Raw genomic sequence first — 20094 nt, 5'->3', positions numbered from 1 at the left:
TGCTCCCTATATTTTAAGTTATTTTTCCTTCTTGGAATCTCCGCCATCACTAAAGTTTTTACCTCCTGTTAGACCCACTTGAGGTCCTTTGCTACTAAGGGCGTCTTTCGCTTTACCGAAGGCTTTTTGACCGTATCCAGACAATTGCGAATCAATTTGTTGGGCCGCTTTTTGGGTACCCTCAGCTCCCTTACCAACTTGACCTTTAGCTTCTTCGCCCCATTGCGCAGCTTCTTGTCCTACACTCTCTGGTTGTCCACCAATCCAACGCAGTACTTTATCCGGCAAAACTACAATTAAAGTAAATGCTTTCTGCACCACAATTAGGTACAGAGTCGTATAAACTAAAATGGAGAAAAAGAAACCGTAGATGCCAGCCCAACCAGAATAGCCCTGTGTCGTATTGATATTGGAAGCATATTCTTGAATATTAGTAGTAGCACTCATACTAAATGTGGAACCTGATAAACTACCTTGCACAAATGCCATTGCATTAGCAAAACCAGCATTAATTATCCATACAGAAACATAGGTTAATGCAATCGCTGAAATATAACCAATAATCATCATGGCAGGACGCAGAAAGATATTTAATAAAATCATAATAGCCTGCTCACCCTTACCAAATGCATCGTGCCCTTCTGGATGGGTAACCCCAAGTGCGACGATGGGTGCCGCAACCATAGCCTCGATTACTACCATTAGCCAAGCAATCGAGCCGAAGGTGAAAATCATATATGGCATGAATGGTATGTAGTAGGCTGTAACAAAACCGATACTTAGCATTACCGCCATCCAAGCAAACAAAAGTGGGAATACCATAGAGATCACAGCAAAAATAAATATGCCAAATAAGGGAATCAACGAAGTTGTAATGGCTATTGTCAAAAGAAAAAACCATAACTCATTAGCAAAGTTAATATAATTAACTCCCATATTTGCTAACGCCACGACCGGATTAACCGTCGGCTGTTGGATAATAGCAACCCCTGCCTGGAAAATAGTCCCCATTCCCATCAAAGGTAAGACGAGAAAAGCCATGATCACTGAATTAACCACCTGAGCGATGATATTAATGAAGTAGTTAAAAAGGTTTCTAAGAATCAAATTATAGAAAATATCACCCATTAATCTACCTATACATAAACCCAAAATCGAACCGCAGGGAAAACTTTGTGACGGTAATTGCGCGAGATTTATGTTGGTATTGAACTTCATATTAAATGCAGGAGGAGTCAGACCCGGTTGTGACGCTAAATGCAACATGAGTGCATTATTAATATATCCAAAGGTGGTAGACGAATATCCTCCACTGTAGGCGTCGCCTTTTGTACCCGTGATATCAGAAATTGTATTTGAAGTAGGCAACTGAGGTTGGCCAGGTTGCCCCGTCGTATTTGAACCATTGATTAATCCAATTACCGGGGTGATTGCACTAGAGCTCCCTCCTAACCATACACATAAATTACCTTGGGTACCCGTAGCGCACTTACCAGTTGTTTCGCCAAATGATTTTAGAACAGTCGTCAAATCAAATTTACTGCCACTCAATCCCGTTTTGGTATCAGTCTGCTTGCTTGAGTCAGTTATCGTAGCAGAATTTAATTTTGCCAGATCAAAGAAATAACTACCGGCTAAAATCCAACCATAATTATTAGCATCTTGAATAAAGGCTCTCGCTGAAGCCGCATCACTGCCTTTCTTAGCCTGATACACCAAATTAAGGGCGGGCAACATAATGCCATTATAATCAGCAACAGCCCCCTGAAATTCTGTACCTACAAATAATGGAGCAGAGGTATTAGAGCTGTTAGGATCAGACCCCCAATTTTTACAATCAGAACCAGATTTTGACATACAAAGGTCCTGATCATTAGCCATTAGAGGTACCCCAAATTGTTGCACAGCATTTACTGAAAAATTATTATTATCCTTGGATTGGGTAGAATTACTTGGGTTCAATAAAGGAGAATTATTAACCATAATTTGAGCAACCATGGAAAGATCTACATACATTTGTTGTATCGCGATTGCTCGTGAAAACTGTGTTGTTTTTAACTCATTTTTAGTAAGAACGACAGTAGTTGGCGATTTAGGCGCGACAAAGTTACCTCCACTCCACTGGTTATTTGGATCATAGCTAGGATTCTTTGGATTACTACTTGAATCAGTACTAACAAGATTATCTGCTTCTGTAAAACTATTCCAAGTCAAGGTACCGCACATACCGTTAAGTGCAACATAAGGACCATCAGTAAAATTCGGCATAGATACATTAAATTCTGTCTGCCCTGAAGCTCCCTTATTTTGTACAGAAACAGCATTCACTGTACTTAAAAAATCAGGCACTGGTGTATTACAAAAATCAAGCATTGTTTTAGAGGGAGAACCAGAACAAGGGCCAGAATTATTTTCTTTACTATTAAGGTATGCTTGACGCTGATTTTGTAAGGCAGTTTGCAGCCCTAACATGCAAACTTGCCCCGAAAGAATAATTGCTGCTCCACTTGCAATTTCATTTCCACTTGCTGAAATTGATGTCGAAGGGTTCATCTGGGTTTGAATAATAACCCCCCCTCGATTTAAATAACTTAATGCAGCCTGCCACACCTTATCGGCAGCCCCAACGCCCTGAACGACAATCCACATGACGAATATCTGCATTAAGCAATAACCAGAGCCCTTAGGAATCAATAAAGCAAGTCCAAGGGTGGCACGCATAGGAACCCAAATGGATGACCATTTTTGACCAAGCATTTGCCCCTCATGCGCAGTATTCATCGTGGAGACTAAGAGGGTATACATAATAATGACACCACCCAAAGCAAGAACTGCAGAGTTGAATACACCAAACATTGTCCCCATCATTTGGCTACCGGTGCCATGTAAAACACCATCAACAATACCGAAAATATTACCTAAAAATATGACAGAGTAATCTTGCGGTGGGGGAGCGAAACTCATGTAAGAAGTAGTGGAATTGTCAGAAGCAAGAGCTAAAGTTGAGACTAATAACCCCAACAACATCAAAACTATTTTATTCATCACTTGTCACCTTTAAGGCCTTGTCTGTACCACTCATTAAATGAGCACCCTAACTTTCGCTCTTTAATCTGAAAATACCAAAAGTGATAGCGAAAGGCTAAGACTAAAGCAACCAACACTAAAACTAAACTAATTATAAACGCCTTGTAACTACCGTAATACAAATGGTAAGCAGCATAGAAAAAAATACACGTTGCAGCAGTAATCATGAGAATACTCAAGCGATATAACGCGATTTTTTTTGCTTGGAGATCAGCCTCGCTTAGGTTCATTTTTGCAATTGCTTCTTCGAAAGATTCCGTCTGGCCTTTTGGTTGTCGCGGAATAAATAATTTTTGAAAACCAGCCACAATATAACTAGTGCAAGCCTTAAGTCGTTCAAAATCAAGCCACGCTCGAACATTAAAAATTCTTTTGAAAATAGTAACTATTCGAGTGCTTTTTTTGATTTTCATAAAATTTACTCTTCAGATAATGGACTTTTACTCTTCATAATATACTATAGTAGTTAGATTATGCGCAGTCCATCAGTGAACTTATACCGTAAAAAAAGAGTAAAAAATGCCCGATCTTAGCCATGAAGCATCATCCTCATACTGGTTCGAATATGTTGACCCTATGATTTATCGCGTTATCACCTTTATGGAGAGCGTTGAAGACTGGACTTTGGATGGTAATCCGGAGTTGGAAGAAGCAGTAAATCGCCTGGGTAAGGAATTAGATGACATTGAAAAGCTCGATATGAGCTCTCTTGCCCAAGAAGATATTTTTATTCGTATAGTCGGTAATATTAAATCCGGAAGAGGACTCCGACTTTTGCAAGCTATCGATACCGTTCACCCAGGAAGTGCCTCACGAATCCTAATTCATGCCGAAGAAACCAGCACAGGTAGCCACGATCCAGCTGGATTTTTTCTAAAAAGAAACATCGTTTTTGAGCGTTTACGTTTACTTGCTCGTGTTTTTTCTGAATATCGTTTAAAACTTGTAGCTCGTGCTCTTGAAGGGGAAGAATAAATGAAATTAGTTAGTCGCCGTATTGCTTTATCGGGTGCTTTGCTTTTCGCTTCGTCAACATCGCCAGTCTTTGCTTCTGCTAATGATTTACCGTGGAATTCATTTAGTAACTCACTAAGCGATATCACACAATATTTACTTAATTTAGGGCAATATTTAGGTTATAACTTAGAGCAAAGTCCAGAAAAAGCAGAGAATGTTGCTGTCAGTCAAGCGCTATTGCAAGTTACATCGGATGCTTTGACAGGAATCATGCTTCCCACATTAAAAAGTGTCTTTGGAGCCCTTCCAGTAAACACAGCCGGAGTTACAACCAATGAAACGACTACTGGGACCAGTGGCAGTTCATCCCCGCCCTATTTCGTACCTAGTAATCTGGAAGCTTTCGTGCGACTTAATGATGCAGGTAACAGCACCTTTATATCCGCCGGCTATTCCAACCCAACGAATAACATTTCTGTCTCTACTTTAATAGATCAACCAACAGGTGGAGGGGCCCAAAAATATCAAAGCGACCCAGTAAGCCAGTCCATAGCCAATATGTTGATGACTCCTGATTACTCTTATTGCTTGACCAATGATGCTTCTGCTTGGGCAGAGTGTAGCTATATCACCAAAAATCCCCAAATGATGAATAACAATCAAATCATGCAAAATGTAATCGGCAACATACCTAGTACAGATACATTCTTTACACCTAGTGCTAATCTTGCAGTCATACCACAACTTAATAGTAATAGCCTTATTGCTCCTTTAATGTATTCGACTACAAGCACGGGAACCCCTCAGCCAGAAACTACAGTTGATACGGCAACCACACTTCCTACAAGTAAAGGCTCACCTGGACCTTTGCAAGCCCAAAACCCTGCTCAACAGGCTGCCAATTTTATTCGCTATGCTACTGCAGCAGTTTCACCTATCCCCTTACCTAGTCGTAGTACTTACGATGCCCTTTATGAGCAAGTACAAAACACTGATCTTACTGTGTTACAAAGGTTTCAAGCTGCTTCTAACATAGCAAATTTCCTAACCAATATCAGGGTGTATGCTGCTCAAACCTCTGTGGGAATTAGTAACCTCTATTATATTTTATCAAAAAGAATGCCTCAACCCATTGTTGGTGAAGGCAACCAATCGACCACCACCAGCCAAGCATTAAGTGAATATACCATGGCAACCTGGCGCCTTGCTCGTCCTGATTTAAATCAACAAGGAAACTCTGACTGGGTAAACAAACTTAATACCGCCTCTGCAGCAACGATGCAAAAAGAAATTGCGGTTTTGCTTGCTGAAATCAATTATCAATTGTACCTTAACCGCCAGCAGGAAGAGCGTCTATTACTAACTAACAGCATGTTGTTACTTCAAAATGCCAGAACAACGCAACTCGAGGGATTATTGCGTGCTACAGCCGATACCGCTACATCCAACAGCTCATCCAGTGACTGACAAATCACGCCATAAATATAAATAAGTGATAAAACAGCAGGAGTTACTCCTGCTGTTTTGTTATGTTTAATCAATAATGTAAGATTAATTTTTGTTAAAAATTTATGGTGACGTCCCTTTTCTTCAGGATGTTAGGGCATGCTTCTTAAAATGTTGTCGCAAATCTATTTTTAAAAAGTATATAATTATTTTTTATTGGTGCATCAGCTATAAGGAAAAGCTATGCTGAAACGTGATATCTCTCGAACCAACGTATTAATTGCAGCAGCAGGTGGAATGATCGGTTCAGGCTGGTTATTCAGCCCATTTATAAGTGCTCAAATGGCTGGTAGTAATGCTTTGATTAGTTGGATTATTGCGGCATTATTCATGCTGTTCATAGCTCTTCCCTTGTGCGAGTTAGGAGCCATGTTCCCCATTTCAGGGGGCATGACCAATTATCCAAGCTTCACTCATGGCAATGATGTTGGTTTTTTATTTGCTTGGACCTCCTGGTTATCCTATGTGGTCATGACCCCTATTGAAATTCAAGCTATTTTGCAATATTCGAGTCATTTCTTCCCTTCGTTGATCATTAAAGAGGCCACAACCTTTACTTTATCAGGCGTGGGTTATATCGTAGCCATAGGCATTATGTTATTTGTTGTCTTACTCAATTCTTATGGCATTAAGATGCTGGCAGAATGCAATAAAATTGCTAGTATTATCAAATTTTTAGTTCCTAGCATTGCTATTATTGCTTTGCTTTCTACTGCCTCATCAATGAGCAATATTGATCTCCAGCTAAATAGTAAAAATGCCTGGGTACAAATTTTTACAGCCCTCTCAGCGGGCGGTATTGCCTTTGCTTTTACAGGGTTTCAAAATGGCTTAATGTTGGCAGGTGAAGTACAAAACCCTCAACGGAATATTCCCATTGCTATTTTAGGAGCAGTCCTAGTAGGCTTTGTGCTCTATTTTATGCTGCAATTGAGTTTTTTAGTGGCAATTCCTCAATCCTATTTAGCCAATGGCTGGCAAAATCTAAGCTTCCCTGGTGATAGCGGACCACTCGTTGGTTTGACACTACTTGTCGGCTTAGGTTTTGTTGCCCTCCTACTAATGTTTGATGCTGCTTTTTCACCATTTGGTACGACTCTGGTATACACTGCGGCTACTTCACGAATTGTATATGGGATGTCCCTAAACAAGCACTTACCAAAGCTCTTTTTAAAATTGAACAAGCATAAAATTCCCTATATCACTTTATATGCAAATTTCTTTGTTGGCATTTTTTCCTTCTTACCCTTCCCAGGTTGGCAAAAAATGGTGGCCTTTCTTTCTTCCTGTAGCATTTTGTCTTATGGAATAGGACCAATTTGCTTACTGGCAATGCGCAAACTTCAACCCAACCGCGAACGTCCATTCAAACTTTGGTCTAGTACATTTTTTTGCCATATCGCATTTTACGTTTGTAATTTAATGCTATATTGGTGTGGGTTTGATATCCTTTGGAAATTAAACTTGGCACTTTTTCTTGGTTTTATCATTAATCTTTTCTACCAAAAACGCCGTCTCAGTGACTGTGGCCCAAGTCTTTTTTGGTTTGCTTTTTACATGAGTTCGATGCTGCTTGTGTCTTATATTGGTTCCTTTGGTGGGATAGGGCGTTTGCAATTTCCGTTGGATATTGCCCTTATTCTTCCACTGAGCATTGTTATCCTTCATTTTTCACAACGCGTTCTGGTAGACAATAAAGTTCATGAGGAGCTAACAGCTAACATGGAGCTCGCTGAGGCTGAGTAAAAAACCCTGATAAATTTAAAATTTATCAGGGTTTTATTTTCAAGATACAGTCATATTGATAGCAAAAATTTGTGATTAATTCCCTACAAATTAACTATCTTCGTAATGCGAAGGTTGCATAAGGACCACTATAACTTACATTATGATGAGCCTGTGCTAAGTCGAAATAATTAGCCACCTCATAACCTACTCCTATCTTTATATTTGTAGCAGAGGATAGATTCCCATTGTAAGTTATCCCTAAGCCAGCCTCAACAATAGGCAAAATACCACTATCAGCCCCCGTTGAAAATAGCGTTGTGCCTGAGCTACCGTGAAAAGCTATCTGATTATTAACGCTACCAGATAATAAAGCAGCATCGAGCATTCCTGACCACCCCAAATTTTTGGTGACAAGATACTCACCATTAAGACCAACTACCGGCCCTACTCCCTCATAATTTTCTTGTTCAGTAGCATTGCCATTAAAGATCGGAGCTGCTTGTTGCAAGCTGAAATTAAATAGGCGATCAATCTGTGCATATCTTAACCCTGCCTTTAGTAACAGCTCAAAATTATCAAAAGGATGTATCTCTCGGCTGACCATGACATCAACCTGATCCAGTTTTAATTTTAAATTGCCACTAATGGTGCCAGGTACAGGAGAAGAAGTATTCCCGGAAGAAAGCGATAGCACTCCAGGACCACTAAAACTATCAGAATCATTCGTATGGATACGAGTATATTGCAACACTATACCATTTGCTGAATTCTCAAAGGTATGCCCAAGATTAATATTAAACCCAGGATTATAGTCGGGATTGATTACATGCTCTTTTATGGTAGTAATACCATCATTTACGGTTTGCGATGTACCATAAATTAAAATGTGAGACCCTATGACAGGTTTTAAATATAGTGGCGTTATAGCTACCCAATTACTAGTAGGCAGCACAACATTCTCTTCCCCTATTGAACCGCCAATGACTGGGCCTATCAACCCAATACCCATTAATCCTATAAGTAATTTCATTAACTTAGCTCATTCTGACTATTGAAGCACCTAGAATACTTAAAGCCAATGATTTTTCAATAAAAAAGTTTCTATATTTTTTTTCTAGTTAATACGACAAATCTTTCATTGCGGGCCTTTACTCTGCTTATGTAATTTAAGCCAAAACTTAGCAATATCAATGCGGCGAGTTATCCATAAAGCTGGAAATTGTTTTAAGTAGTCAATAAATTGTTTGATAGCCATACAGCGCCCAGGATGACCACTAATTCTTGCATGCAAGCCAATTGTCATAATGGCAGGTCTCTTTTCAGCATATAAGTAATCAATCGTGTTTTTAAGATGCGTAAAAAAAGCGTCGCCGTTGGCGAACCCCGGGGACGTACTGAAACGAAAATCATTACAATCCAACGTATAAGGGATGATTAAATGAGAGTCTTCAAAGTAAGGAAGTTCATCAGCATAGCTATCAGAGTCATAGAGAAACCCCCCTACTTCGATTAGTAAATCACGCGTGTTTTCGCTGCGTCTTCCGGTATACCAACCTTGCACTAACTTTCCCGTCAATTCCTTAATCGTGCTTCTACAACGCAAAATATGCTCTTTTTCGTCACCCTTGGCCATTTGGGCATAATCTATCCATCGCCACCCGTGCCCGGCAATCTCATGATCAGAGGTTTTTAAATACTGACTTAATTCAGGATTTAATGTTAGCGCTAATCCTGTTATAAAGAAGGTTAGCGGGATGTTCTCTGCTTCAAAAAGCCTAATCAAACGCCACAACCCCGCACGGCTTCCATATTCAAACAACGATTCCATACTTAAATTTCGCATACCCTCTGGCTTGCTGGCCAATGGAAACTCACCACCATAAGTCTCGGAAAATTTATCACCGTTAACTGGGGTAAGCTCGGCTCCTTCTTCATAATTAAGAACAAAATTTACGGCAACTTTAGCATGGTTTGGCCAAAAAATTAGCGGTGCATTTTGGCCATAACCTACAATTTGGCGAGTCATGATTTATCCTAATTCAAAAGAGGTAATTCCATAGATATTTTCAATGGGCAGTTGCGGTTCACCTTTTAAGTACATCCTTGCTGTCTCAAACACTTTCTGGAGTTGGTATTTTTTAACCAATGCTTTGGCATAAGGGTTATTCTCGGGGATATCAAAGTAAAACTCTTTGCCCTTAGCATAGGATACTAAATTTAAAAACAACTTCTCAGCGACTTCAGGGGAGGCAGCAAACAAAGGCCCAATCTTGAATCCCTTTTGGCACGCTCTAATAACCCCATAACCGCAAAGCTCGCCATTGCTAACATAGCCAAGGCTGGCTCCTTCGGGTTGATTAATCCAACACTTTAAAAAAGTTTCACGAAGGGCTGGGAAATGCTGACGATCGTATTTAAGTAATAAATCAAAATCGACCGCAATCAAAGGCGTAATATCTGAATCAACTTTTTTAATGCCAAGGGGCAATTTGCCGGTATAACGACCATTATTATGCGCAATTTTATATCCGAGGCGAGCATACTTATCCACCATATGGACAACACCATCGAGACCCGCATTACGATCGCCAATATAAGCTAAACGTGTTTTTGTCAACGCCAAACCAAATCCTTCTCCACGATAAGCTTGATCAACAATGTAGAAACCACAAAAAGCAAAATGCTCATCATAAATAACGGCAGAACCCACAGCAATAATTTTGCCATTGAGTTTTCCTGCAAAAAAACCTTGGGGATCAGTTTGATAAAAACAGTTAGCATCATGCAATCCTGGATTCCAACCCTCTTGAGCGGCCCAATCAATTGCATACTTAACCTCAGCCTCAGTCATGTGCTCCACACTATAATGACTCATTAAACTCTCCCTGCCTATGAGACGCATTTTAAGCACTGATACTTGTATTATAAAACCATTATTTACCTAAACAGCTATGCTTAATAATAGAGGGATTTTATTGCAAGTCCAGGCGTAAAAGGAGATTTGTCATGTCTAGTTTACCCAATAAAACAATAAGCGCTATTGTTATTAGCGAAAATGTGTTGGAAATCATCATTAGTAAATTAACTGAAAAAACGGTCGCGCGTCATGCCATTAGCATTCAAGGATCCCCCACGCAACTTTCTGATAAATATGGGAAACCTTATGTAAAGCCAGATACTATTCAAGAAAGCAAACATCCACCTACAAAAGAATATTTTCTACGCGATGATTTTGGCTGGCTAGTGGGTTTTACTTTTGCTATTCCCGTTTTTATTTGTATCGTCATCGGTGTGTTTCTTATTGGCGATGTACGCTCCCCTTCTGATAATTTATTTTATGGGATTTTAGGCGCAATTGTTGGTGCTATTGCCGGAGCATTTTTAGCTAAATTTGTTAGTAACCAGCAGGTGGAGCAAATAAGAAAACAGGAAAGAAAAGGAGGGTATGTACTCTGGATTACTGCGACTTCTGATAAGCAGGTTAATGAGGTTATCGCTATTTTGCAAGGATATAATGCACGAGAAATCAAAGTCAGCTAAAGCTTATGTCCTGGGGATATTTTAGACTCTTTAATAAATAAACAATTAAAAAATAAACTTGTCTAATTTTATTAGCGAAAAAATAGCAATTAAGACAAATAAGCCTGCAGCAATGAAGCGAATCATTCTCATTGGAATTTTTTCGGCTAGTTTTTCCCCTAGAAAGACTGCAGGCACATCAGCAATCAACATTCCCAATGTTGTTCCAACAATGACTGCTACCGGAGCCTTGTAATGTGCGGTTAACGCAATCGTAGCTAATTGTGTTTTATCTCCCATTTCAGCCAAAAAGAAAGTAATCCAGGTAGCAACAAAAACCCCCCAATGCTTTGCTATTTTTGTCTCTTCCTCTTCAATTTTGTCAGGTATTAGGATCCAAATTGCCATACCGATAAACGAAACTCCCAACAGCCACCTTAATCCCTCAGGACTTATGACTGAAGTGATCCATACGCCTAAGGCTCCTGCCAAACCATGGTTCATTAATGTAGCAACAAAAATTCCAAGAATAATAGGCACTGGGCGTTTAAATCGAGTGGCAAGGATGAATGCCAATAATTGGGTCTTATCCCCAAGTTCAGCAAGAGCAACCAGACCTGTAGATACTAAAAATGCTTTCAAATAAATCCTTTCTTGTTGATGTCTTAGTCCTAAATACCATACTTGGCATTTCTTTCTTCTCTGCATCCAATAACATCATTTCAAGCTCTAAAACGCTGTTGGGAGTTGACCAAAAATGAAAGCATGACACTTTACTTGACACATTTTTCTCGCCAAAGAGAAATAACATACGGTACTTAGTGAATATCAATTTAACATTATACTTGATACTTGTATAAAAAAATCACTGCGGACGATGCTGGACTGTTTCATTGGTAGCAATCAGTTTGTGGTATTCTGGATAACAACTCATCCGGCTCTTCTATCGTCGGACAGGGCTCTTGCTTTAAACTAAAAAACCCTTGTCTTATGACTTTAATAGAGTGATATATATTCTGTTTCTTCGCACTAATTTTTTCATCACTTCCTGCTTGCTTCATCACTTCCTTTGTCTGCGCAATTAAGTGATCCTCTAGATTCAGAGGCATAGGTGAATTCTTTTTAAATTGCTCACACGCTATCTTAAAGTTTTTTTGATATTCCTCTTTCAGTGATTGCAACCCAAGCTGAGTTTCATAAACCTCATCAACCAATTTTGCCGTTTCTGTTTTAAAAAAAGAGAAAAATTTTGCAAAAAAATTAGAAATTTTTACTAAAAATCCATCATATTGATGCAAAAACTCCTGCACACGAGTATCTAAATTTTTAATTTCTTTCAATTTTTGCTGCATAATAAAAGCTAACTTGAGCAAGTTTCTGTACTCTATTAAACCATCGAGCATGGCTTTGCTTGCTTCATTTATAATTTCAATAGTTTTAGGAGTCGCATCATTAATGAATTTCTCATATTGTTCTTGACTCGCCAAATTATGCTCCATGCACTCTTTAACTCTCTCCTCCGTAATTTTTAAATCTTGATTTAAATCTTTTAAATATTTTTCAACTAATATTCTCAATTCACATTTACACTCACTATCCAAGGTTGCCGGGACTATGCTTACAACCGTTTCTTGCCATGTTTGTGGGACAGTTAATCTTAATGCTGAGGCGGGGATTGCCGTAATCCAACTTGCAGCATACTGCATTGAAGAGGAGACTTTTTGATAATTATCAGGATTTCTTAATTGGGTAATTTTTTTTACTAAAGACATTTTAGCTTCTTCACCTATATTCCCCATAAGTTCAGTAAAACTATTGTTATTCTCCGCAATTAACTCTAGGAAATATTTTCTCCCCAAAACTCGGCGTTCATTTTCTTCCAAAGAAAAAAGGAGGCTTTGTATCAGTTGAGAATTGAACTTTATCGTTTCCCTTTTCTTGAGAATTTGGCTTAGTTTCTCAACATTTTGCACTGCAATTTCTAATAAACTCACTTTTTCTAAAAGAGCATCATGATTGTACCTAGGCTCTTTTTCGATCCTTTGAAGATAATTTTGATTGAGATATTCGGCCAAATTTTTAGGCGGTGAATGCTCATCCTTAGGCACAATCTGAGCCTCTATTAAAGTGAGTTTTTCCTCTGTTTTTTTAAGCAAGTTCTCTGTATCTTTTTCTAATAATTCTAATTTAATGAAAGGTTTAGCAAGACTTTTACTCCATGAATCCAAACCTTTAAGAGAAATATCAAGAATTTTTAAAAGCATAAATAGTGCATAGCATAGGGATTTTATATGCTCATTATTGCTTCTGTTGCTAGTGTGGTTATCTAACCATAAATTACAGTTAGCGATTAAACTATTTAATTTTGTCTGTGTCTCTACTTGCCCTTGAAGATAAAGCCCTTCGAGATTCAGCATTATTGCCTCTAACAGGATTTTCTCATCCTTGTTTTCTGGTTCAAGACTTTGCAAATAATCTTCGACCATAAATTTGCAATACAATAATGTCCCTAAACCTCGTTTCCCACGACGCTCTAATTCTTTGAATTTAAGCGAATTAGAGTCTTTGAAATCTTCATTAATTTTTCTTAAATCAAGATCAAGTTCCGCATAACCACTAATATCAATGGCAGTAAGTAATATATCCTCTTCTTTTTTTGCTTTGTCCAAACGCCAATGATAAAAAAGCTCATTAAAATGCTCTCTCTTCCCTGACACGCTATTTCTCCATAGATTGAAAGCTTACTTTATAAGTTATTTGCTTACCTGGTGGCTTGAAAGCCATTATAGATAGCTCGTAATAACGAATTCTCGTCAGAAAAAGGTAGATCCTGCTGCAAACTCCAAAATGACACCCCCCCTAATCTGACCCGATCTTGGGCATGTTCAGTCATTGGATTATTTCCTTCAACATAATCAATTTTTCCTAAAACTGCTTGCGGTCCATCACAACTTAAAAAACGACTTGTTGACGTATTTTCTACTGGAATTAGACCATAGAAAGTTACAGCCTGTCGCTCTTTATGCGCATAATTAATCTGGTACGCAAAGAGCCTATCTCCATAACGACTATAAGCATCACTATAGCTTATCTGACTACTAATATTAGGATCGATTACTGGCACATGCAGTCCGGGTTCATTAACATTATCAGCAACCGAGCTGTTTGCCACATAATAAGAATGGCAGTAAAAAGGAATTCCTAAAATAAGTTTTTCTGCTGCTAATCCCTGATAGTAATAATGCTTAATTGCTCTATTACCGGAAGTACTGGGATAAGGATAGGCATTATCTTCGTTACGATTAGGTTCATAGAGTGCAGCGCCAAACTCTGTTCGTGGGCCAAAAGTCCCATAATGATCATAGGCCATAACCGTGGTCCAGTTTACATAAGGCTGCCATAATTTAGCATGCGGATAATGGCGCCAATAAGCCTTTGTTGCCGGAACTGCATTGCTTACACAGTACCCATCAACACTGATGCTCTCATGTAAACGTTGAAGCAATTTCGCCACTCCTGCTATCTCTTCTTCACTGGCTAATAATTCGTTCTCCCAATCAAGATCTATACCATCAAGTTGGTACTGCGCAAGCATTTTTTTTACAGAGTCAACGAAAATCATCCTTTGTTCTTCATTTTCTAAAAATTTAAAGCTTTCGCGATCTCCCCAACCACCAACAGCGATCATGATCGGGATATTAGGCTTTAATTGTCGCAGCAATTGTATATTTTCAATATCATGCGAAGTTAACTGAAGAATAGTATTCCCTTGTTCATCTTTCGCGAACCGTGCAAATGCATAATTCACTAAATTAACTTTACCCAATTGCTCTTCTAATTTGACCAAATCCGTATTTTTCAGTTCCCAAGAAGAGTCAGCTCCCAAATAGGCAATGACCATTTGTTGATTCTTTTTTTCTACTGAACAATAAGGTTTCCAAGCATGGGTCATACCAGCAATAGCGCATAACGACAGGAACATTAGATAATGAATAAATATTTTTTGCATGAGAGTCACTTATATAATTTAGGGGGTAGGTAATGGCGATAATGACATTACCTACCTTATTACTATCTATTACTGACATGAATTTTTGAAGGTAGCTACCAAACTTCTTGGATTTGAGACAGGTAAGTCTGTATCGGCACTCCACATGATGGCTCCTTTTAACTGCTGTACTTTGATAAATTCACAGACCGCTTTAACAGCCTCAGGCGACTGATAACCCACAAACTGTTTTGTTCCTGGATTGTAAATGTAAGAGCCTGTAATAAAGGATTGGTTCTTATCATCAGTTGCTTGAATATGGTAAATCTTATAATTCAGCTCCTTTACTGCCTTATCTACAGAGCTATATGGCAACATTCCATCCTGTTTTGAATAAGAGTTTGGAAAGTGGCTCACACCAGTCCAAAGCTGCTCAAATCCGGGGTAATTAGTGTCACTTCCCGGCTCAACACCAGAAAAACCGCGGCCATAAGCTGCTAAACCAACTTGTAGCTTTTCCTTAGGCATACCATAAGAGAGAACTTGTGCAGTTATTGCATCGGTCCCATAATTGATACCAAACTCATCTTTTCGGCTTGTCTCAGGTTGCATTAAATAAGCATGGACTGCAGTATAAGGGTCACTACTTTGGCTCCAGGGACCATGCAAATCATAAGTCATTAAATTAACACTATCGGCATAGTTAGCAATTTGCTGAAACCAGCCTCCTTCTACAGATTGATTAATTTTTTCCAGATAGTCTTTATTCACTGTGATCGTTACAGAGATATAAGCCTCTTTCCCTAACTTGCTACGACTTGCTTTGACTAAATCAAAAAGATGTTTGTAATCAACCATTGTTCTTTCATCAGGCGGCAATTGTCCCCCTGTTTGCAAATCAATGGGAGGTTCAAAGTCATAATCAACACCTTTTAAATTTTTAAAATGGTTCATCCATGCTTTAAATTGATTTAAAAATTTATCTTGATTGGCAAAGATCGCGTCAAATGTCGCGGTACTTACCCCTTTATTCTCTACGGTATTAGCACCACCAATAGCAATGATACGTTTGGCCGTATATTTATTCGAATTAATGAATGCTCCAAAGCTATTTAGCTGGCCAACCCCTTTTTGATCGGTATAAACAAACAACTCTTTCTGCCCGGTATTACCGTTGGTTTGCACCGCGGCACAAGCGCCTGCATTAGTTTGACAAAACGTCAAAAAATCCTTTGTTTCTGGAGGTAAGGTGGATATCCAGGATCCCTCTAGAGGAAGCTCCCCCCACAAATCATCAAAATGCATCAAGCCATTCCAGGAACTTGGTATTTGATATTGCGCCTGATTGGGATCTTGGCTATTCCAAACCTGTAAAAACGACCAGGCAACAACATCAGCCTTATTGAACTGTGCAACCATCTCAGGATTAGAAACATAGGCTAATTGACCATATGGGCGGCCATTCTTATATGCCCCATCATACTCATAGGGATTTTCACCATACATTGACCAACTTGTTGTATAGAGTGTAAGTGCGGCATGGCTTGTAAAAGGAAGTAATGTTGCTGTGAAAGCTAATAAAGAAGTTTTAAAAATACTCATTATTCTCTCTTATAAGGATTATGGTGTATAAATTTTAGTTCTTTAGAATACCTATTAACCACTGTCATTTTTGACAGGGATTACAAGGTCAATAATTGATGATGGAGAGCTTTCGCGAGTGACTGGTATTTATTTTTGGTACCTAGCTTTTTATTGATCTTTTGGATATGAAAATTAATTGTTCTTTCACTCAACTCAAGAGTTTGCGACATTTGTTGCACGGAATAATCCTTAGCGATTAACAATAAACATTGAATTTCCCGTTGTGTTAGAGAAAACGAGGCTTTTTCCGTCACTTCATCTAAAAGATGAGACTGAATATAGTGATAATAATGATGGGCTGCAACAAAAAACTCATATTGCTCCCGAGGCTCCTGTAATTTGCGATGTTCTTTTTGCATTTGTACTAATAATAAAATGGCAAAATTGTTTTTAGGACCATGAATAGGAATAGATAACCCCTCTTTCGCACCAAAATCAATCGAATCTTGGCGCATTTTTCGCTCAGTCTCATTTTTAGCTTGAGCAAGTTGCTGCTTTAAATTCCAATAAATTGGCAAATGATTGTTATAAACAAAGCTTAGAGTACTATCGATATTGTTGTATTGCTCTTCAAGATAATGCTGATGCCACGCTCTAAAATTATCCGAGCACATATCATACTTTAATTTATTGGCAGTGTGAGGATGATAAGCATAATAAGTAAATGAGAACGTAGTGATCCCTTTTTTAAGAAGATACGCAGTCAGTGCCTCGTCACAGTCACTTAGCCTACTCGCTTGCACCAATTGCTGCTCTAATTGCTCTAATAACTCAAACATTTTTACTCATCATCCTATAGGTCATCATTATTAAGAAACTATTGATAATTAAAAGATAGATAAAAAAGAAACTATAGCCCAGCTGCTGTTGTACAATACCACTTAAGGCTCCCCAAAACACATAACTTAATGCCATTGCTGAAGTACAAAATGTATACATTGACATTGGATAATGGTTTTTATTGGCGATAAACAGCAAATATCCCATGTAAGCACCATTGGCAAGGCCTAGGACAAATTGATAAAACGCAATGACAACATAGATAAAAACAGGATGCATCTCGCCTAAGGTTAATAAAAGAAATAACAAAGGACTTAAAAACAATACGCTTGAAAATTTTTTTATGCAGTAAGACAGAGAAAAACGCGTCATCAAAAAGCCGGAAACAAAAATTCCCAACATTAAAGCCACTCCCCCTAAGATTCCATAGATCTTCCCCACTTGAGACAAATTTAGATTTAACCCTGTTTCATCGAGAAGAAATAAAGGAATAATTTTTTGCAGCTGCGCATCAGCAAAGTTAAACAAAAAAATATACAGCAATGGCACGTATAACGCTTTATTAGTAATAAGTTCACTTAAAATTAAGCCATACTCTTTTTTTATTTTAGGCTTAATGGCTTCTTTTTCAGGAAGTTTAAACCCATGATAAACCGTTAATAAAAAACCTAACATAAACAAACTATAGAAAAAAACTTGCCATACATTAAAGTGATAGTGCAAAGCTATTTGCGCAATTGATGTGAGTAAAAACCCCTTAATCACCAGACGTCCCATCTGATAGAAGAAACTACGTATTGCCACGTAGCGTTTTTGTTCTTCTTCTTTTAAATTAAGAATATAGACGCCATCAGAAACAATATCATGAAGCGATGAAACGAAGGCTATCCCAACAAAGCACACAGAACTTAATACTAAAAAATAACGGCTATCTGAACTAAGTGCTAACACCAGAAATAATAGCGATAGCAATGCTTGAGTAGTTATCGTTAACTTTTTTTTGGTAGCAATGATTTCCAAGAATGGGGCAAAGAAGGGCTTGATAGCCCATGGGAGCATCAGCAAACTCGCCCATAGGGTGATCTTATCATTTTGAAAACCTAATTGCTGATAAATGATAGTAGTAATTAAACTGACCACTACAAAGGGTATACTTTGGAAAAAATAAAGACTGCATACCCATTGAAAAGGTTTTGTTGCTGAATCAGCGTGCACGTTTACCCATGAAGGCAATAAAAATTAACATATTGTACATCAAAAATACAAATCAGCCTAGTTGTAACGGTTCATCTTTAAAGATACTTAATCAAAATAACGTTGATACAATTTTAAATAAGTACCGTCATTTTCTAATTGAATAAGGTACTTGTTAATAGTGTTAATGAGCTCAACTTGAGTCTTATTGGCCATGATTCCATATCCCGTGCTCATTGGATTGCCCACAGGCCTGAATAAATCACTGTTATTAGCAACCCAGTATTGCACTTTGCCACTATCGAGTAATATCGCATCCACTTTACCGTCATTAAGGGCTTGCAAAACTTCTGCTAAGTTTTTGTATTCCTGTACTTGAGTAGTATGACCTAATTGAGACATAACCCAGGCTTTAAAAATAGAACCTTTTTCTATACCAACATTTTTACCCTTAATATCATCAATCGTTTTAATTGGGTTTGATATGTTAGTGACGTATTGTGCTGAGCCTGGAAGATAAGGAAGACTAAACAGAAAATTCTCTTGTCTTTCTGGCGTGATAGAAATAGTTGCAATAGCTAAGTCAATACGGTTATCTAATATTGCATTGAACAAATCAGGGAAAGTAAAAGTTTTGAAAAGGCATTTAAACTGAGCACGACGACATATTTCTTGCATTAGATCGACTTCAAAACCAGACAAATGTGATTTATTATCTTCTGGAATTTCAAAAGGTGGGCCATCGTTTGCTACCCCAATGTTAATTGGTTGAGCAAACAAAATAAAAGGGCACAATAAACAAACTATCAAAAAGAGTAAGCGCATAGACGTTTCCTATCCGTTTATTTTATTGTAGATTATTTTACTTCTTATGAGGTGTGCCAAGAGAGTAAACACAATAATTTATTTTCCATATACCATCCTACTAATAATTTTTCTAATCAATTCACCTACCCCAATCTACTTTTTTCAATGGGTTAATGAGCTATCGATACGTAATACTCAACTTGATTAATTCACTCTAGCTCACAATAAGTACATCAAATAAACATTTATATCTCGCAATCTTCACTACGTAAAATTAAGACTCGCCTTGTTTTATTGCAATTATCCTTTATTTGTGATGAGCTGATTTGCTCAGTAATAAAATTTACGGCTAAACAACATTTTAACGGGACAATCATCTGGTCACTTTATATTCCTATCCTCAGCTCTTTAGTGTACCCGACAATAATTCTTATGGCTTACAAGTTGATACCTTCCTCAAGTTAGTTAAAACTCCCTACAAGCTTGAAAATATTATTGATACTAAAAATGCTCCCCCCGTGGACAACGATCAAATTATTACTGATAGTAATTGCATCGTTGGTTTTCTTTCTCGAAAATACAATATTGATTTAGATGATAGATTGACCGAAAATAACCTGCATTTCTTAGTAACACGAATTCTGGACAATCATTTGTACTTGGTTATACCCTATTCTCGTTGGCAGGATGAACGCTTTTGGCCTTTGTTTAAGGCAGAATTTTTAAAGCAATTTCCCCAGTTTTCAGAAGATTCTCTTACCAACAGTAGAAACTATAATATTGAAAAATATCAGTATCACGGCATTAGCCACTATTCTCAAGAAGATGTCTATCAATCTGGTATTGAGGATTTTAAAAATAATTAACTCCATCCTCGGTAACAA

The 20094-nt window shown here is 38.0% G+C and carries 17 protein-coding genes; 5 read left to right on the top strand and 12 right to left on the bottom strand.

The features are described from left to right. Positions 1 to 18 precede the first annotated feature (18 nt). Positions 19 to 3045, bottom strand: coding sequence for a type IVB secretion system protein DotA (gene dotA, locus Lbru_RS04925; protein ID WP_058441081.1), 3027 nt, complete (start codon positions 3043 to 3045; stop codon positions 19 to 21). Further along, positions 3045 to 3500 (bottom strand): type IVB secretion system protein IcmV, encoded by a 456-nt coding sequence (icmV, locus tag Lbru_RS04920; RefSeq protein ID WP_058441080.1) that lies wholly within the window; start codon positions 3498 to 3500, stop codon positions 3045 to 3047. Before icmV ends, dotA begins: the two co-directional genes overlap by 1 nt. Before the next feature lie 106 nt (positions 3501 to 3606). Between icmV and icmW the strand changes: the two genes are divergently transcribed. The 3 genes from icmW (at position 3607) to Lbru_RS04905 (ending at position 7296) form a co-directional block, all read left to right on the top strand. Then, positions 3607 to 4062 carry a type IVB secretion system protein IcmW gene (gene icmW / locus Lbru_RS04915; RefSeq protein WP_058441079.1) on the top strand — a complete coding sequence of 152 codons (456 nt, stop codon included), beginning with the start codon at positions 3607 to 3609 and terminating at the stop codon, positions 4060 to 4062. Further along, positions 4063 to 5511 (top strand): type IVB secretion system protein IcmX, encoded by a 1449-nt coding sequence (gene icmX, locus Lbru_RS04910; RefSeq protein ID WP_058441078.1) that lies wholly within the window; start codon positions 4063 to 4065, stop codon positions 5509 to 5511. It abuts the gene before it with no gap. A gap of 222 nt (positions 5512 to 5733) precedes the next feature. Then, entirely contained in the window at positions 5734 to 7296 is a 1563-nt protein-coding gene (locus Lbru_RS04905; protein ID WP_058441077.1) for an APC family permease, read from the top strand. A 94-nt stretch (positions 7297 to 7390) separates the two neighbouring features. Here the strand turns inward: Lbru_RS04905 and Lbru_RS04900 are convergent, their stop codons facing one another. The 3 genes from Lbru_RS04900 to Lbru_RS04890 form a co-directional block, all read right to left on the bottom strand. Next, positions 7391 to 8308: an Lpg1974 family pore-forming outer membrane protein gene (locus Lbru_RS04900; protein ID WP_058441076.1), complete on the bottom strand. Its 918-nt coding sequence runs from the start codon at positions 8306 to 8308 to the stop codon at positions 7391 to 7393. Between the two features lie 105 nt (positions 8309 to 8413). Continuing rightward, the gene (locus Lbru_RS04895) at positions 8414 to 9304 is read right to left on the bottom strand and encodes a polysaccharide deacetylase family protein (RefSeq protein WP_058441075.1); all 891 of its coding nucleotides are present in this window, start codon (positions 9302 to 9304) and stop codon (positions 8414 to 8416) included. A gap of 3 nt (positions 9305 to 9307) precedes the next feature. Next, positions 9308 to 10153 carry a GNAT family N-acetyltransferase gene (locus Lbru_RS04890; RefSeq protein WP_058441074.1) on the bottom strand — a complete coding sequence of 282 codons (846 nt, stop codon included), beginning with the start codon at positions 10151 to 10153 and terminating at the stop codon, positions 9308 to 9310. Positions 10154 to 10284: 131 nt separating this feature from the next. On the opposite strand from Lbru_RS04890, the gene Lbru_RS04885 reads away from it, so the two are divergent. Further along, positions 10285 to 10818, top strand: a complete 534-nt coding sequence (locus Lbru_RS04885; RefSeq protein WP_058441073.1) for an AtpZ/AtpI family protein — start codon at positions 10285 to 10287, stop codon at positions 10816 to 10818. A gap of 45 nt (positions 10819 to 10863) precedes the next feature. Here the strand turns inward: Lbru_RS04885 and Lbru_RS04880 are convergent, their stop codons facing one another. The 7 genes from Lbru_RS04880 to Lbru_RS04850 form a co-directional block, all read right to left on the bottom strand. After that, a complete protein-coding gene (locus Lbru_RS04880; RefSeq protein ID WP_238583820.1) occupies positions 10864 to 11505 on the bottom strand; it encodes a TMEM165/GDT1 family protein in 642 nt (213 codons plus the stop codon). A 182-nt stretch (positions 11506 to 11687) separates the two neighbouring features. Further along, entirely contained in the window at positions 11688 to 13514 is a 1827-nt protein-coding gene (locus Lbru_RS04875; RefSeq protein ID WP_058441072.1) for a hypothetical protein, read from the bottom strand. A 44-nt stretch (positions 13515 to 13558) separates the two neighbouring features. After that, positions 13559 to 14806, bottom strand: coding sequence for a glycosyl hydrolase family 18 protein (locus tag Lbru_RS04870; protein WP_058441071.1), 1248 nt, complete (start codon positions 14804 to 14806; stop codon positions 13559 to 13561). A 69-nt stretch (positions 14807 to 14875) separates the two neighbouring features. Continuing rightward, positions 14876 to 16387, bottom strand: a complete 1512-nt coding sequence (locus Lbru_RS04865; RefSeq protein ID WP_058441070.1) for a glycosyl hydrolase family 18 protein — start codon at positions 16385 to 16387, stop codon at positions 14876 to 14878. A gap of 80 nt (positions 16388 to 16467) precedes the next feature. Beyond that, a complete protein-coding gene (locus Lbru_RS04860; protein WP_058441069.1) occupies positions 16468 to 17208 on the bottom strand; it encodes a helix-turn-helix transcriptional regulator in 741 nt (246 codons plus the stop codon). After that, complete coding sequence (locus Lbru_RS04855; protein ID WP_058441068.1) at positions 17201 to 18424, bottom strand: MFS transporter; 1224 nt, start codon at positions 18422 to 18424, stop codon at positions 17201 to 17203. Before Lbru_RS04855 ends, Lbru_RS04860 begins: the two co-directional genes overlap by 8 nt. An 87-nt stretch (positions 18425 to 18511) precedes the next feature. Next, positions 18512 to 19228, bottom strand: a complete 717-nt coding sequence (locus tag Lbru_RS04850; RefSeq protein WP_058441067.1) for a transporter substrate-binding domain-containing protein — start codon at positions 19226 to 19228, stop codon at positions 18512 to 18514. A 359-nt stretch (positions 19229 to 19587) separates the two neighbouring features. Between Lbru_RS04850 and Lbru_RS04845 the strand changes: the two genes are divergently transcribed. Beyond that, positions 19588 to 20076, top strand: a complete 489-nt coding sequence (locus Lbru_RS04845) for a thioredoxin domain-containing protein (protein ID WP_083500825.1) — start codon at positions 19588 to 19590, stop codon at positions 20074 to 20076. The last annotated feature ends 18 nt before the right edge of the window (positions 20077 to 20094 follow it).

The organism is Legionella brunensis (assembly GCF_001467025.1).
Taxonomy (GTDB): Bacteria; Pseudomonadota; Gammaproteobacteria; order Legionellales; family Legionellaceae; genus Tatlockia; species Tatlockia brunensis.
The sequence above is the reverse complement of the archived record's forward strand: the minus strand, read 5'-3'. Positions and strand labels throughout refer to the sequence as shown.

Bases quoted from the DNA above. Each gene is read 5' to 3' on its own strand.
- Lbru_RS04865 (WP_058441070.1), bottom strand. From the start codon at position 16,387: ATGAGTATTTTTAAAACTTCTTTATTAGCTTTCACAGCAACATTACTT.
- icmV (WP_058441080.1), bottom strand. From the start codon at position 3,500: ATGAAAATCAAAAAAAGCACTCGAATAGTTACTATTTTCAAAAGAATT.
- icmX (WP_058441078.1), top strand. From the start codon at position 4,063: ATGAAATTAGTTAGTCGCCGTATTGCTTTATCGGGTGCTTTGCTTTTC.
- Lbru_RS04885 (WP_058441073.1), top strand. From the start codon at position 10,285: ATGTCTAGTTTACCCAATAAAACAATAAGCGCTATTGTTATTAGCGAA.
- Lbru_RS04850 (WP_058441067.1), bottom strand. From the start codon at position 19,228: ATGCGCTTACTCTTTTTGATAGTTTGTTTATTGTGCCCTTTTATTTTG.
- Lbru_RS04870 (WP_058441071.1), bottom strand. From the start codon at position 14,806: ATGCAAAAAATATTTATTCATTATCTAATGTTCCTGTCGTTATGCGCT.
- Lbru_RS04860 (WP_058441069.1), bottom strand. From the start codon at position 17,208: ATGTTTGAGTTATTAGAGCAATTAGAGCAGCAATTGGTGCAAGCGAGT.
- icmW (WP_058441079.1), top strand. From the start codon at position 3,607: ATGCCCGATCTTAGCCATGAAGCATCATCCTCATACTGGTTCGAATAT.
- Lbru_RS04900 (WP_058441076.1), bottom strand. From the start codon at position 8,308: ATGAAATTACTTATAGGATTAATGGGTATTGGGTTGATAGGCCCAGTC.
- Lbru_RS04895 (WP_058441075.1), bottom strand. From the start codon at position 9,304: ATGACTCGCCAAATTGTAGGTTATGGCCAAAATGCACCGCTAATTTTT.
- dotA (WP_058441081.1), bottom strand. From the start codon at position 3,045: ATGAATAAAATAGTTTTGATGTTGTTGGGGTTATTAGTCTCAACTTTA.
- Lbru_RS04880 (WP_238583820.1), bottom strand. From the start codon at position 11,505: ATGCAGAGAAGAAAGAAATGCCAAGTATGGTATTTAGGACTAAGACAT.
- Lbru_RS04905 (WP_058441077.1), top strand. From the start codon at position 5,734: ATGCTGAAACGTGATATCTCTCGAACCAACGTATTAATTGCAGCAGCA.
- Lbru_RS04890 (WP_058441074.1), bottom strand. From the start codon at position 10,153: ATGAGTCATTATAGTGTGGAGCACATGACTGAGGCTGAGGTTAAGTAT.